Annotated in this window: 18 protein-coding genes; 4 read left to right on the top strand and 14 right to left on the bottom strand. The window is 71.9% G+C overall.

Annotation, left to right across the window (positions count from 1 at the left end):
* Positions 1-181: 181 nt before the first annotated feature.
* A complete protein-coding gene (locus tag VIG79_RS17825) occupies positions 182-397 on the bottom strand; it encodes a hypothetical protein (RefSeq protein ID WP_331888073.1) in 216 nt (71 codons plus the stop codon).
* A complete protein-coding gene (locus VIG79_RS17820) occupies positions 394-780 on the bottom strand; it encodes an SgcJ/EcaC family oxidoreductase (protein WP_331888071.1) in 387 nt (128 codons plus the stop codon). Before VIG79_RS17820 ends, VIG79_RS17825 begins: the two co-directional genes overlap by 4 nt.
* A gap of 87 nt (positions 781-867) precedes the next feature.
* Between VIG79_RS17820 and VIG79_RS17815 the strand changes: the two genes are divergently transcribed.
* Together VIG79_RS17815 and VIG79_RS17810 are read left to right on the top strand one after the other, a co-directional pair.
* On the top strand, positions 868-1,497 hold the full coding sequence (locus VIG79_RS17815; protein WP_331888069.1) for a helix-turn-helix domain-containing protein: 630 nt from the start codon (positions 868-870) through the stop codon (positions 1,495-1,497).
* An 80-nt stretch (positions 1,498-1,577) separates the two neighbouring features.
* Complete coding sequence (locus VIG79_RS17810) at positions 1,578-2,912, top strand: AarF/ABC1/UbiB kinase family protein (protein ID WP_331888067.1); 1,335 nt, start codon at positions 1,578-1,580, stop codon at positions 2,910-2,912.
* A gap of 4 nt (positions 2,913-2,916) precedes the next feature.
* On the opposite strand, the gene VIG79_RS17805 is transcribed toward VIG79_RS17810, so the two are convergent.
* From VIG79_RS17805 to VIG79_RS17770, 8 genes are all read right to left on the bottom strand, one after another.
* Positions 2,917-3,099 (bottom strand): hypothetical protein, encoded by a 183-nt coding sequence (locus tag VIG79_RS17805; RefSeq protein ID WP_331888065.1) that lies wholly within the window; start codon positions 3,097-3,099, stop codon positions 2,917-2,919.
* A complete protein-coding gene (locus VIG79_RS17800; RefSeq protein WP_331888063.1) occupies positions 3,099-3,668 on the bottom strand; it encodes an HhH-GPD-type base excision DNA repair protein in 570 nt (189 codons plus the stop codon). Before VIG79_RS17800 ends, VIG79_RS17805 begins: the two co-directional genes overlap by 1 nt.
* Positions 3,669-3,708: 40 nt before the next feature.
* Positions 3,709-5,217, bottom strand: a complete 1,509-nt coding sequence (locus tag VIG79_RS17795; RefSeq protein WP_331888061.1) for an alkaline phosphatase family protein — start codon at positions 5,215-5,217, stop codon at positions 3,709-3,711.
* Between the two features lie 128 nt (positions 5,218-5,345).
* The gene (locus VIG79_RS17790) at positions 5,346-5,501 is read right to left on the bottom strand and encodes a hypothetical protein (protein ID WP_331888059.1); all 156 of its coding nucleotides are present in this window, start codon (positions 5,499-5,501) and stop codon (positions 5,346-5,348) included.
* 61 nt (positions 5,502-5,562) lie between these two features.
* Positions 5,563-5,871: a WhiB family transcriptional regulator gene (locus VIG79_RS17785; protein WP_414672652.1), complete on the bottom strand. Its 309-nt coding sequence runs from the start codon at positions 5,869-5,871 to the stop codon at positions 5,563-5,565.
* Positions 5,872-6,134: 263 nt separating this feature from the next.
* On the bottom strand, positions 6,135-6,401 hold the full coding sequence (locus VIG79_RS17780; RefSeq protein ID WP_331888057.1) for a hypothetical protein: 267 nt from the start codon (positions 6,399-6,401) through the stop codon (positions 6,135-6,137).
* A 102-nt stretch (positions 6,402-6,503) separates the two neighbouring features.
* On the bottom strand, positions 6,504-8,750 hold the full coding sequence (locus VIG79_RS17775) for an ATP-dependent DNA helicase UvrD2 (RefSeq protein WP_331888055.1): 2,247 nt from the start codon (positions 8,748-8,750) through the stop codon (positions 6,504-6,506).
* Between the two features lie 67 nt (positions 8,751-8,817).
* Positions 8,818-9,258, bottom strand: a complete 441-nt coding sequence (locus VIG79_RS17770) for a PPOX class F420-dependent oxidoreductase (protein WP_331888053.1) — start codon at positions 9,256-9,258, stop codon at positions 8,818-8,820.
* Positions 9,259-9,311: 53 nt separating this feature from the next.
* Here VIG79_RS17770 and VIG79_RS17765 point away from each other — a divergent pair, with 53 nt between their 5' ends.
* Positions 9,312-9,572 carry a mycoredoxin gene (locus tag VIG79_RS17765; protein ID WP_331888051.1) on the top strand — a complete coding sequence of 87 codons (261 nt, stop codon included), beginning with the start codon at positions 9,312-9,314 and terminating at the stop codon, positions 9,570-9,572.
* A gap of 13 nt (positions 9,573-9,585) precedes the next feature.
* Here the strand turns inward: VIG79_RS17765 and ppk2 are convergent, their stop codons facing one another.
* Together ppk2 and nudC are read right to left on the bottom strand one after the other, a co-directional pair.
* Positions 9,586-10,404: a polyphosphate kinase 2 gene (gene ppk2, locus VIG79_RS17760; RefSeq protein WP_331888049.1), complete on the bottom strand. Its 819-nt coding sequence runs from the start codon at positions 10,402-10,404 to the stop codon at positions 9,586-9,588.
* A gap of 20 nt (positions 10,405-10,424) precedes the next feature.
* Entirely contained in the window at positions 10,425-11,390 is a 966-nt protein-coding gene (gene nudC, locus VIG79_RS17755; protein ID WP_331888047.1) for an NAD(+) diphosphatase, read from the bottom strand.
* 333 nt (positions 11,391-11,723) lie between these two features.
* On the opposite strand from nudC, the gene VIG79_RS17750 reads away from it, so the two are divergent.
* Positions 11,724-13,229, top strand: coding sequence for a 2'-phosphotransferase (locus VIG79_RS17750; protein ID WP_331888045.1), 1,506 nt, complete (start codon positions 11,724-11,726; stop codon positions 13,227-13,229).
* Positions 13,230-13,241: 12 nt separating this feature from the next.
* Here the strand turns inward: VIG79_RS17750 and VIG79_RS17745 are convergent, their stop codons facing one another.
* On the bottom strand, positions 13,242-13,394 hold the full coding sequence (locus tag VIG79_RS17745) for a hypothetical protein (protein ID WP_331888043.1): 153 nt from the start codon (positions 13,392-13,394) through the stop codon (positions 13,242-13,244).
* 16 nt (positions 13,395-13,410) lie between these two features.
* Positions 13,411-13,635, bottom strand: a 225-nt coding sequence (locus tag VIG79_RS17740; RefSeq protein ID WP_331888041.1) for a PD-(D/E)XK nuclease family protein, incomplete at its 5' end; no start/stop codon positions are given.

Raw genomic sequence — 13,635 nt, 5'->3', positions numbered from 1 at the left:
TCGCCTCGCCGGCCTCCAGCGCCTGGTGCTCGGAGCCGGTGAGCAGGTGCGGGACCATTCCACGACCGCGACCGCCCAGCACCCCGATCGCGACGGTCAGCCAACCGCGGACCTGGTCCGGGAACAGCCGCTCCCGCCGAGCGCCGGCCCGACCCGCCACCACGAGAGGACCCCGGTCAGATCAGCAGTGGGACGCCCCCCGCACCGGCGACGAGGGCAGGCCGACGAGGGTGCCGACGAGGGTGCCGGTGAGAGTCTCCTCGGCGTCATGCGGATGCAGGCATCCGCCGACGGCCATGACCAGGCCACCCACGCCGAGCAGCACCGCGGGCCAGCGTCGCCCGGTCGTGCCCGGCACCACTGCGGGCGTGAGTCCGGCGGCAGTCTCGGCGCTCATGGCGCGCCGACCAGGGTGTTCTGGGTGGCCGCGATGCGCCATTCGCCCTCGGTCCGGACCAGGACCGAGGTGGACATCGCCGTGTGGACACCGGCCAGCGGTCCGTGCGGGGCGTCCAGCGTGCTGCGGGCGGTGGTGACGATGACGTCCTCGTCGACCCGGTGGGCCGCCAGCAGCTCCATCCGGTTGGTGCTGCCCGCGTAGATCGTCGCGAAGATCTGCTCATGGCCCGCGCCGATCTCGGCACCGTGGGCGAGCTCGCCGCGGATGGTCACGAACGACGCGTTGTCCCGGTACGGCGCTCCGAAGGCGTTGCCGTCCCCGGCGTTCCACGCCTGCTCCAGGCGGGCCAGGACCTCGCGGGCGATCTGTTCCGTGCTCATGATGCTCCATTCGTTGAGTGATACTTTGTTGATTGAGCAATGCATAGTCAATATAGCCACACTCAGCGGACTGGTACAATGGGTTTCGTGGACGAATCTCCAGCCACCTCGCGGCCCTACCGGTCGGCGCTGCGCGAGGAGCAGGCCGAGCGCACCAAGCTGCTCATCGCACGAGCCGCCCGCGAGCGGTTCGTGGACACCGGCTGGGCCGGCACGAGCGTCCGGTCGGTCGCCACGGCGGCCGGGGTGTCCGAGGCCACGGTGTATGCGGTCTACGGCACCAAGGCAGGGCTCGCCGTGACGCTCGTCGACAGCGCCGACGCGGCTGCCGACGTCGAACGGCTGCTCGCCGAGCTGGGCAAGGCCGCCGGGAACCCCCGCGGCCAGCTGGCGGCCTACCTCTCGTTCGACCGACGGCTGTTCGAGCACGGCGGTGACGGCCTGAGAGTGCTCGTCGAGGGGATGCGCAACGAGCCGGCCCTCGCCGCCGCCTACGAGGAGGGCCGGGGCCGCGGCGAGCGGGGCCGTCGCGAGACGTTCTCGGGCTGGCCGGCCTCGGCCCGGCGGCGTGGGGTCTCCCTGCAGCGCGCCCTCGACGCCTACGCGATGGTCGTGTCGATCCAGGTGTACGACATCGCCGTCCTGGAACGCGGGTGGGACCCGGACCACCTGGAGCGGTGGTGGGTCGAGTCGCTGGCCGAGCAGATCCTCGCCTGATCCTCGCCTGGTCCCGACCTGTTCCGGACCTGTCCGAGGGGTTGGCGGCAACCGACAGTGGCGCGGGTGACAATGACCACGTGACCGACCTCCCCCGCAGTGCCGTGGTCCGTGCGGCCCGGCTGGCCAGCCTGCCCGTCGGCATGGCCGGTCGCGCGGCGTGGGGGCTGGGTAAGCGGGTCGGCGGCAAGCCGGCCGAGATCGTCACCGCGGAACTGCAGGCGCGCACGGCCGAGCAGCTGTTCAGCGTGCTCGGGCAGCTCAAGGGCGGCGCGATGAAGTTCGGCCAGGCGCTGTCGATCTTCGAGTCCGCGTTTCCCGAGGAGATGGCGGCCCCCTACCGGGCCATGCTGACCAAGCTGCAGGACAGTGCTCCCCCGCTGCCCGCGTCCACCGTCCACACCGTCCTGGCCGAGCAGCTCGGGCCGCGGTGGCGGAGGAGCTTCGTCGAGTTCGACGACGTCCCCGTGGCCGCCGCCTCGATCGGGCAGGTCCACCGAGGCATCTGGCGGGACGGCCGCACCGTGGCGGTCAAGATCCAGTACCCGGGGGCCGGCCCCGCCCTGCTCAGCGACCTCGCCCAGGTCTCCCGCGTGGCGCGCGTCGCCACCGCGTGGGTACCCGGCATCGAGATCGGCCCGATCCTCGCCGAGCTCAAGGGCCGGATGGCCGAGGAGCTGGACTACCGCCTCGAGGCGCGGTCGCAGGAGAAGTTCGCCAAGGGGTTCGACGGCGACCCGCACTTCCTCATCCCGCACGTCATCAAGTTCGGGGAGCGGGTCATCGTCAGCGAGTGGATCGACGGCGAACCCCTGTCGCGGGTTATCAACGAGGGCACCGAGGAGCAGCGCGACCTCGCCTCGCAGCGCTACATGGAGTTCCTCCTGGTCGGGCCCGGCCGTGTCGGGCTCCTGCACGCCGACCCGCACCCGGGCAACTTCCGGCTGATGCCGGACGGCCGGCTCGGGATCATGGACTTCGGTGCGGTCAAGCGGCTGCCCCACGGCCTGCCCGACGAGATGGGCCGGTTCCTCAGTCTCGCCGTCGACGGCGACGCCGAGGGCACGCTCGCCGGGCTGCGCGAGACGGGGTTCGTCCGGCCGGGGATGGACGTCGACGCGGAGCGGCTGCTCGAGTACCTCGAGCCGTTCATCGTGCCGCTGCGGACCGACACGTTCCGGTTCTCCCGACCCTGGTTGCGCGACGTGTTCCAGCACATCAACGACCCACGGCGGCCCAACTACGCCGTCGGTATGCGCCTCAACCTGCCCGCCGAGTACCTCCTCATCCACCGGGTGTGGCTCGGTGGCATCGGGGTGCTCTGCCAGATCGGCGGTGAGGTGCACGGGCGCGAGCTCGTCGGCGCCTACCTGCCGGGGGTGGACCTCCCGCCGCTGGGCGAACCGGTCGTCTGACGCCTCACCACCAGCCGGAGTCGAGCTTGCCCTCGATGCTGCGCAGGTACTCGCGGCTGCAGACGTCGCAGGTCCAGACCTCCCGGCGGTGTTCCACGCCGCGGGCCCAGGCGACCAAGGCTTCGCCGTCCGCGGGTGCGGTCCGGCCGCACGTCGCGCAGACCAGCTGCTCCGGGGTGTCCGGCATCAGCGGGCGGTGGCCGCCTTCTGCTCCTTCTTGAACGCCCGCACCTGCTCGAGCGAGTCCTGGTCGACGACGTCGGCCACGCTCCGGCGCGAACCGGGTTCGGCGTATGCGCCGGCCGCCTGCTCCCAGCCGTCCGGCCGGACGCCGAGCTGCTTGGCGACCAGCGCGGTGAAGATCTTGGCCTTCTGCTCCCCGAACCCGGGCAGCGTCCGGAGGCGGGCCAGCAGGTCGGCGCCGGAGGACGCCTCGGTCCAGAGGCGTTCGGCGTCGCCGCCGTAGTCCGCGACCACCGCACGGGCGACCTCCTGGACCCGACCGGCCATCGAGCGGCCGTACCGGTGGATCGCGGGCGGTGTGGAGCAGAGGGTGGCGAACTGCTCGGGGTCGGCGTCGGCGATCGCCGCCGGGTCCAGCGTCCCGAACCGCTCGAGGATCTTGGCCGGTCCCGCGAACGCACGCTCCATCGGGAACTGCTGGTCCAGCAGCATCCCCACGAGCAGCGCGAAGGCATCGGTCGACAGCACCTCGTCGGCCGCGGGGTCCTGAGCGATGTGCAGCGAGGCCTTCATGACGGCCACCCTACGACCGCCGCTGAGCGTGCCGGGCGGCTCAGAGGAAGTAGACGAAGCCCGGGCCCTCGTCGCGGAACGGGACCCCGAGGGACTCCAGTGCCGGCCGCCAGGAGCCGGTCACCGACGTGTCCGCCGCCTCGAACCCGTGGTCGGCCGTGAGCAGGAAGGCCACGTCCTCGAGCACCCCGAGGCCGGCGAGGTGGTCGAGGAACACCCCGAGCCGGGCGTCGGACTGGCGCAGCGAGTCGCGGGCCATCTCCGAGCGCGGACCGCCGCCATGGTGACCGGCGTCCGTGACGACGTTGGCCCACCAGGTGAGCCGCGGCATCCGGGACGCGTCGGCGAACAGCTCGCGAACCTGGGCGAGCCCGAGATCGTCGACGCTGACGCCCCACCGGAAGTAGCCGTCGTCGAGGTATGCCCGGTCGCGCACGAACGGCGACTGGTCGGCCGGCGGCAACCGGTCGCCGAGGCCGCCCGCGCCGGTCCCGCTGCCGCTCCCCCGGATCACGGACATCGTGGAGTAGTCGGAACCGCGGTCGATGGCCTCGTCGATGCAGGCTGTGCGCGGAAACCCTTGGAAATCAACGTGGTCCGCGACCATCTCAAACACCGTGCGCACCGTGGGACGCAGCCACTCCGCCGACCGGTGCCACGTCGTCTCGTCGTTCGGTACCACCCGCTCGCCGGTCTCGCGGTCGTAGAACACGTTCCCGAGGACCCCGTGCCGACCTGGGCCGATGCCGGTGAGGATCGAGGTGTGGTTGGTCAGCGTCACGCTCGGGAACTGCGCGACCGCACCGCCCCGCAGCGCGACGCCCCGCTCGACCAGCCACGCGACCGCCGGAAGCTCGCCCGCCTCGGCGAGGTGCAGGAGGTCACCGCAGTGGGCACCGTCCCAGAGAACGCCGACAACGGCCTTCGGGGCCACCGAGGGGTCGAGGTATGCGTCGAGCACCCGCCCGTCGAGCGGGGCACCGGCCGCGTCGCGCAGGTCGTCGCGCGGGACACCGGCCAGCGCGGCGAGGGTCGGTCCGACGTCGACGAGGTGCGCGTGGTCGTCGAGGTAGCCGCTCCGGGCGACGCCGGCGCCGGCGAGGACCAGCGGCGCCCGCGACTGGATGACGTCGAGCGACCCGTGCTCGCCGTGGTGGCCGCCCTCGTCCGGGAAGTAGTGCCGCGGCGTGTGGACGACCGCCAGGTCCGGGCTCCGGCTGGCGTCGTCGAACAACGAGAGGATCCGCTCGGCCGCATACGGGTAGGCGTTGTCAGTGCTGACCCGCGGTCCCTCGCCCTCGACCTCCCGCTGGTACGGCAGGAAGGCCATCGGGTCCTCCGACGCGATCGGGTCGGTCCCGTCGAGGACCTCGTGCGCCCCGCCGGGGCGCAGCCGCACGGTGCCTTGGCGGTTCGCGGCGTGGGCGACCCGTTCGCCATCGACGTCGTCCACCCAGACGACGAGATCGACGATGCCGGCGAGCTCGGCGGCGGTCAGGGCGTCGACCGCGCGGTCGCGCGTCTCCGCACGCGTCAGCGACTCGGTCATGGCCGGACGCTACCTGCTGATGCCGGGGCGCGACGCCGGGGCATGACGAAGGGCGGGGAGCCCCCTGCGCTCCCCGCCCTTCCGGGTGGGTGGTTCGGTCTGCGACGGCCGCCCCGTGACGGCGCGGGTCACCGCTCGCGCCGACCGTGGTCCGCCTGTCGCGACCGATGGATCTCCAGCGAGATCAGTCGGGCGGCGCGGCGGACACCGGTCTGCGGAGCGCGACGCAGGCGTTCGTCGATCGTGGCCTTGGCCAGATCGGGATACGTCTGGAACGTGTACATATCCGCTTCTCCTGTACGTGTGAAGTGACGTGTGGTTGTGGTGGTGTTGTCCCTGACGTCGTCAGGCGGCGATCTCGTTCTTGCGCGGACGTCCTCGCGGCCGCTTGCGCGGAACGACGACCCCCTGCACGAAGAGCTGCCCGCCCCAGACGCCCCAGGGCTCGCGTCGCTCGAGCGCACCCGCGAGGCACTCCTGGAGTGCCGGGCAGGTCCCGCAGAGCGACTTCGCGAACTCGACGTCCGCCGGGCTCTCGGCGAACCAGAGCTCGGCGTCGAACGAGCGGCAGGGCACGGCCTCGCCGTCGGCCTGCGCGTCGGAGCGCAGGTCGATGAGCTCGGTCAGGCTGAGCGCGGTCATCTGCGTCGTCATCTGGTGCGTCACCTCCCTTCCGTTCTCCCTCTCCGGTCCGGCGTCGCCGTGGTGTCGGTGACGTCGGTCGTCCTCACGAAGCGGCGCGCGTCCCTGGTGGTGGTGGGTGCGCCGTGCGGTGCTGGTCATGTCGGCCCTCTGCTGCGTCTGGTGCTGCGGCTGGTTCTGTGCGGTGGTGTTCGTGGTCGCGGCCGGACAAACAAAAAGGCCGCGGATCCCGGATGTCGGGTTCCGCGGCCTGGAGGGAGACCGGTGTCTGGAGCTCAGACGGGTGGTCTACCGGAGCGGAACGGTGGGACATCCATGGAGTTGTAGGTCGGGACGGCGAACGCCGGGGCGATCACCTGGACGGCGGCCTGCCCGAGAGCGCCGACCTTGTCGATGCCAACGGTGGGCAGGGTCGTCCCCTGGACCGGGATGACGATGTCTGCGAGGAGGTGGGCGCCCGGCTGCAGACGGTCACGCCAGACGCGCGCGTCGGCGCTGGTCATCTCGACCGCGCCGCTCGTCATCGTGTTGGTGATCTCCATCAGGGCTACCCCTCCTTCCGCTGCTCAGCGTTGTGTGTGTGGGTGCCACACCACACCGGTACGTCTTGAAGAGAGTACTAAGAGCCGCCAGATACCACCACACTATTTATTGCGGTTTCGTGACTTCTTTTCGACGGGCTCGGCCTCGGACGTGGATTTCGTTGCGGCAGAGGCGTTTTGGGCGATGAGTTCCGGGTCGGCCCCGCCCAGGACATCGAGGACCGCGGCGCCGTGGGCCTCGAGCTTGCGGACCCCGACTCCGGAGATCTGCGACAGCTCGGTCAGCGAGCCCGGCCGGGTCTCGGCGATCGCCACGAGGGTGGCGTCGGTGAAGACGACGTATGCGGGGACCGCCGACGCCCTGGCGACGGCCAGCCGCCACGTGCGCAGCGCCTCGAACGTGGTCTCGTCGTAGGTGGGCGGGCAGGAGTCACAGCGCCCGACCTTGCGCTGGGCGGCGGTGGACAGCTCGGCGCCGCAGCTGCGGCAGGTGGCCGGCGTGCTGCGGGTGGGTGCGGCCTCCCGTCGCCGACGGGACCCGCTCTGGGGGGCCTTCGCGCTCGGGCCGAGCACGGCGGCGGCCGGGTCGAGGAAGCGGGACGGCCGTCGGCTGGCCCGGCCGCCGGGGTTGCGGGCCGTCGCCCAGGAGAGCCTCAGGTCGCGGCGGGCGCGGGTGACGCCGACGTAGAGCAGCCGCCGCTCCTCCTCGATGGCCGCCGCGCCCTCGGCGAGCGTGATGGGGATGAACCCGTCGCTGCAGCCGGCGAGGAACACGGTGTCCCACTCCAGGCCCTTGGCCGCGTGGAACGAGGCCAGCGTGACCCCCTGGACCGCAGGAGCGTGCTGGGCGGCGATCCGCTCGTCGAGGTCGCGGATGAGATCGGCGACTCGGGCCCCCGGCGACACCGCGACGAGGTCGTCGGCCAGTGTGGCGAGGGCGGTCAGCGACTCCCACCGCTCCCGGACCGCCCCACCCGAGCTCGGCGGCTGCGGCGTCCACCCCGCGCCGCCCAGGATGTCACGGACGAGACGCGGCAGGTCCACCGAGCCGTCGTCGCCACGAACCGCACCTCGCAGCAGCAGTACGCCCTGACGGACCTCCGGGCGGGCGAAGAACCGCTCGCCGCCCCGGACGAGATAGGGGACGTCGGCCGCCGAGAGCGCCGCCTCGAACGCCTCCGACTGGGCGTTGGTCCGGAACAGCACCGCGATCTCGGAAGCCGGATGGCCCTCCCGGACCAGCCCGGCGATGTCCGCGGCGACCGCCCCCGCCTCGCTGGGGTCGTCCGGGTGCTGCCGCAGAGTGGGGTTCGGCCCGGCCGGTGACTCGGCCACCAGCTCGACGTAGGCCGCCGGCGGCGGTGACCCCGCGCGTACCGCGGACCCCGTGCTGACCGACGCGGCCCGCGAGACGAGGTTGGCCAGGGCGACGACCTGCGGGGTGGACCGGTAGTTGCGGACCAGGGTGACCACTCGGGCAGTAGGAAACCGGCGCGGGAACCGCAGCAGGTGGTCGGGCGAGGCGCCGGTGAACGAGTAGATGGTCTGCGCCGGGTCGCCCACGACGCAGACGTCGTCGCGTTCCCCGAGCCAGAGGTCCAGGAGCCGCTGCTGGAGGGCGTTGACGTCCTGGTACTCGTCGACGACGAAGTGGCGGTACTGACCGCGGACGGTCCGGGCGATCTCCTCCCGCTCGGCGAGGATGCCCGCGGTGAGGAGCAGCACGTCCTCGAAGTCGATGACGCCCCGCTGGGTCTTGCACTCCTCGTAGGTCTCGAACAGCCGCGCCATCTCCCGCAGGTCGATGCCCGCCGGGTCACGGCCCGCCGACCGGGCGTGCGCCGCATACGACTCCGGGGTGAGCAGGGTCACCTTGGCCCACTCGACCTCGGCGGAGAGGTCGCGGATGGCGGTCCGGTCGAACTGCATGCGCAGCCGCGAGGCCGCCTCGGCGACGACCGGCGCCTTGTAGGGGAGGATCTCGGGGGCGGCGCCCCCCACGGCCTGCGGCCAGAAGTAGTGCAGCTGGCGAAGGGCCGCGGCGTGGAAGGTCCGGGCCTGGACGCCCCCGACGCCAAGCGTCCGGAGGCGGGTGCGCATCTCCCCGGCGGCGCGGGCGGTGAACGTCACGGCGAGGACCCGCTGTGCCTGGTAGGCGCCGGAGTGGACCCCGTAGGCGATCCGGTGGGTGATCGCGCGGGTCTTGCCCGTGCCGGCCCCCGCCAGGACGCACATCGGCCCCACCGGGCTGCTCGCGACCTCGCGCTGCTCCGGGTCGAGCGCAGCGAGCACCTCGTCGGCGCTGGGGACGTGGGGAGCAGTGCGGGCGAGCGCGGCGGCCTCGGTCATGACCCGAGCGAGTCTAGGTCGGGCCGCCGACGCCGCGGCGGCCGTCCCCAGACGGTCTCAGCCGGCGTCAGGAACGGACTGTCCCGTAGGCGTGGTCGACCACGAGCCGGGCGACCAAGCGGTGGTCCTCGACCATGGCCCGGCGGTAGTCGGCCCAGTCCGGGTGCTCTCCCGCCGCGTCCCGGTAGACCCGGATGAGCTCCTCGACGGCCTCGTCGTCCTGGGACGAGGCGACTGCCGACAGCTCGACCACGCCCTCCACCACGGCATAGGACCAGCCGGACTCGTCGCTGACCAGGAAGCTGGCGCGCGGGTCGCGGTGCAGGTTCGACACCTTGGCGCGGCCGTCGACCGTCGAGATCCGGACGATCTCGCGCCCCTCGTCATCGGGGTACCACGCGTACGTGACCACCGAGAGCTGAGGGCGACCGTCCCGTCGGAGGGTGGCGAGGATGCCGTTCTGGCGCGAGGCGAGCAGGCCGGCGATGTCGTCCGAGACAACTGGCATACCGGCATCACATCATGGGGAAGAACTCGCGCCCGCAGGTGGTTGACCGGTCCATGACCGTCGCGAACCCCGAGTCCGGAAGCATCACGATGTTCAGCACGTCGTGGTGCGGCTACTGCCGGCGCCTGAAGTCGCAGCTGGACCGCGAAGGCATCCCGTTCACTGAGGTCGACATCGAGCGTGACTCCGAGAGTGCCCGGTTCGTCGAGAAGGTCAACCGCGGGAACCAGACCGTGCCGACGATCCTCTTCCCCGACGGGTCTGCCGCCACGAACCCCAGCGTCATCGAGGTCAAGCAGCGTCTCGGCGTCTGAGCGGCTACGTCGCCTACGTCGACAGGTCGGCGGCGACGTCCGGCACGTAGCGCTGGGTGTCCTTGGGCGGGCGGGCGACGCCCTTCGCCCTGGGTCGCTGCGGGATCTTGACCACGGGCGGCTCGACTCCCGTGTAGGGGATCGAGCCGAGCAGGTGCGAGATGACGTTGACCCGCGCGGCCCTCTTGTCCTCCGACTCCACCACCCACCACGGCGACATCTCGACGTCGGTGTGGGCCATCATCTCGTCCTTGGCGAGGGAGTAGTCCTCCCAACGCAGTAGTGACTCGGGGTCCATCGGTGACAGCTTCCAGCGCCGCATCGGGTCGGCCGCCCGGGAGCGGAAGCGCGCCTCCTGCTCCTTGTCGGAGACCGAGAACCAGTACTTGCGCAGCATGATCCCGTCCTCGATGAGCATCTGCTCGAAGACCGGCGCCTGGCGCAGGAACCGCTCGTACTCGGCGTCGGTGCAGAAGCCCATTACCCGTTCGACGCCGGCGCGGTTGTACCAGGACCGGTCGAAGATGACGATCTCGCCGGACGCCGGCAGGTGGGCGATGTACTTCTGGAAGTACCACTGCGTCTTCTCGCGCTCGCTCGGTGCCGGCAGCGCCGAGATCCGGACCTGCCGCGGGTTGAGCACCTCGGTGATGCGCTTGATCGCCGAGCCCTTGCCGGCCGCGTCGCGTCCCTCGCAGACCACGACGACGCGGTTGCCGGTGTGCTTCACCCACTCCTGCATGACGACGAGCTCGGCCTGCAGCTTCCCGAGCTTCTTCTCGTAGGCCTTCTTCGGGAGCTTCTCCAGACCCGACGCCGTCTTCTTCGCCATGCGCGGATTGTGTCAGTCGCCTACCAGGAGACGTCGGCGATCTCGGCGATGCGCTGTCCCAACCAGTGCTCGATCAGCCGCTGGGCGATCGAGATCCCGCTCGGGGTGCGAATTTCTTTGGTGGTCAACGCGTTTCGGTACTCGTCCCGAGTGAACCACCGCGCCTCGGCCATCTCGACGGTGTCCGGATGGAGAGACGTGGTCGTGGCCCGGGCGCGGAACCCGACCATGTCGGAGGACGGGAACGGCCACGGCTGGTTCCCCAGGTAGGTCACGTCGGTGATCTGGATGCCCACCTCCTCCTCGACCTCGCGGGCCACCGCGGCCTCGAACGACTCGCCCGGTTCGACGAACCCGGCCAGCACCGAGAACCGCCCCTCCGGCCACTGCGCGTTGCGGCCGAGGAGCAGCCGGTCGTCGTCGTCGACCACAGCCATGATCACGGCCGGGTCGGTACGCGGGTAGTGCTCCGACTTGTCGCGGGTGCAGCGGCGGATCCAGCCCGCCTGCTCCGGTTCGGTCGGAGCGCCACACCGCGGACAGAACTGGTGGGCGGCGTGCCAGTTGGCCAGTGCCTGAGCGGTGGTGAAGATGCCGGCGTCGCGGTCGCTGAGGTCGGCGCCCGCGTTGCGCAGGGTCTGCCAGTCGTCGTGTCCGCTCTCCGTGGGGTCCCCGACGACGGCGAGGTATGTGGTGCGCTCGGTCCCGCTGTCGGGGTCGGCGGCCTCGGTGGTGACCTCCTCGCCCAGGAAGAAGGCGAGCCGGTGCCGGTCGTCCGGAGCCGGCGGTCGGACGGCGAGCGCCCCGTCCGGGAGGACCTCCATGCTCTCCGCGACGATGACCACCACCCGCGTGGCGGGGTCGGCCAGGAGCTTGGGAACGAGGTCGGGTTCGGCCCGGCGGTGGGCGGCCCGGTCGAGGCTGCCGCGCGAGAGCGGAAGGTCCCCCAGCGGCATCGAGGCGATCGAGGCGGTCGGGCGGGACACGCTCGTCACCCTACGCGCGGCCCCTTGAGCCACTCGGCTCGGCTGTGAGTCAAGCGGCTCGGCTCACGGAATAACCCGAGCCGAGCCGCTCGGCTGTGAGTCAAGCGGCTCGGCTCGGAATACCCTGAGCCCCTCGGCTCGGCTGTGAGTCAAGCGGCTCGGCTCACGGAATACCCCGAGCCGAGCGCTCGGCTGTGAGCCGAGCCCAGCGGTGAGCTCCGTGGCGGAGACGACTCGGCGCGACCACGCCAGGGGTGAAGCGTGCAGGAGGCATACCCGCCGAACGGCGGCGAGGTGCGGGGTGAACGGTGGCCGACCGAATACCGTGTGGGCGTGACGCGCACCCCTGCCTACCTCGCCGCGGTGGCGAGCTCGGCCGTGCCCGGGCTCGATGCGGTCGCGGTGCGGGCGGCGCGCGGTGCGCCGGGTAACCGGTGCGACGTCGGGTTCGTCACCGACACCCAGCGGCGCGCGTGGGTCGTGCGGCTCCCGACCACCTCGGCCGTCGGCGCGCAGCTCGACACCGCCGCCGATCTGCTGCCGCTGCTGAACCGCCGGGTGCCCTTCGGCGTGCCGCTCCCCCGTGGGTTCCTGGCGGTGCCCGAGGGCAGGGCGGTCGTCTACCCCTACCTCCACGGCCGCTCGGTCGTGCTGAGCGAGGTCATTCCCGGTCCTGGTGTGGCCGCCGAGATCGGCCGGGCCGTCGCGGCGCTGCACAACGTGGAGCGCGCGGTCTTCGACGAGGGCGGCGTCCCGGTCTACGACGCCGAGACCTGCCGTAGCCGCCACCTCGGCGACCTCGACCGGGGCGCCGCCACGGGGCACGTGCCGACCGCACTGCTGTCCCGGTGGGAGCGCGCGCTGGAGGACGTGTCAGCGTGGCGGTTCGCACCGACTCCGGTGCACGGCGACCTCAGCGGCGGCCGGTTCCTCGTGACGTTCGCGGACGACGAGAACCCCGAGACGGCGTCGGTCCGGGCGGTCACGGGGTGGGAGCACGCCAAGGTCGCCGACCCGGCGGACGACTTCGCGGAGCTCGTGGCGGAGTGCTCCCCGGAGACGTTCGAGAGCATCGTCGAGGCCTACTCCGTCGCCCGGATCGAGCGCCCCGACCGCCACCTTCGGCACCGCGCCCGCTTGGTGTCGGAACTGCGGCTGCTCACCCAGCTGCTGGATGCGGTGCACGCCGCCGAACCGCCGCTGATCACCCGACGCGCGGCCGAGCTCCGGGCTCTCGACGAGCGCACGGCGAACGAGCCCGCCCTCGTCGTCACCGAGCCCGAGGTGGCCCCCCGGCTGCCGACCGGCGGTCCGGTGGCCAGTTACGCCACCGCCAGTGCCGCGTCCGCGGGCGGAGGGGAGGACGCGCCCGACGTCCTCGAGGACGACACCCAGCTGCTCAAGACCGGCACCGCGGCCGACGCCACCGCCGTCATCCCGGCCGAGGAGCTGGACCGCCTTCGCGGCGAGCCGGTCGCGGCGCCCGGGCCGGCGACCCAGGCGGACTACACATCCTGGTACGAGGTGCTCGAGCTCTCTCCGTCGGCGCCAACACCGGACGACGAGGACCTCGACGAACACCTCGAGCCGGAGGTCGAGCCCGCGCCGGAGGCCGAGTCGGAGGCCGAGGACCTCGTCACGGAGGAAGCGCCGACAGTCGACGAGCCGGCGCCCCCAGCCGACACCGAACCGACCCCCGCCGAACCGACCCCCGCCGAACCCGCAGACTCCGAACCAGCCGACTCCGAACCAGCCGACTCCGAACCAGCCGACTCCGAACCAGCCGACTCCACCGCGCCGATCAAGCAGGCCCGTCCCAGGGCCAACCGTCGCCGCTGAGTTCTACGGACGTCAGCCCTGGGCCGCCACGCGCCCCCCTCGACGCGGTATCGCCGGTGAACCGGACGTCACCGCATACCAGTCGTACAACCCGACGTCCGCCCCGTCGGGGCCGTCGATGTACCCGTCGAGCGACACCGCCAGGTGGAGCAGGACCTTCCCCATCGGGTGAGTCTTGCGCTTAGTCGGGGACGGTCGCCAGCAGCGAGCGCAGCGCCTTCTCGCGCGGCAGCGTCGGCCGCACCGTCGTCCCGGTGGCCGCGTAGTAGAACGCGGCGTCCACGTCGCGCGGCGGGAGGTTCCGGAGCCGCGCATACGCGAGGGCGTATGCGGCGAGCTGCAGCGTGCGGTGCCGGGCGGAACGAGCGTCCGGCTCGATGCCGGTCTTCCAGTCGACGATGGTGAA

The sequence above is a fragment of the Lapillicoccus sp. genome (genome assembly GCF_036559105.1).
In the GTDB taxonomy this organism is placed as follows: Bacteria; Actinomycetota; Actinomycetes; order Actinomycetales; family Dermatophilaceae; genus Lapillicoccus.
The sequence above is the reverse complement of the archived record's forward strand: the minus strand, read 5'-3'. Positions and strand labels throughout refer to the sequence as shown.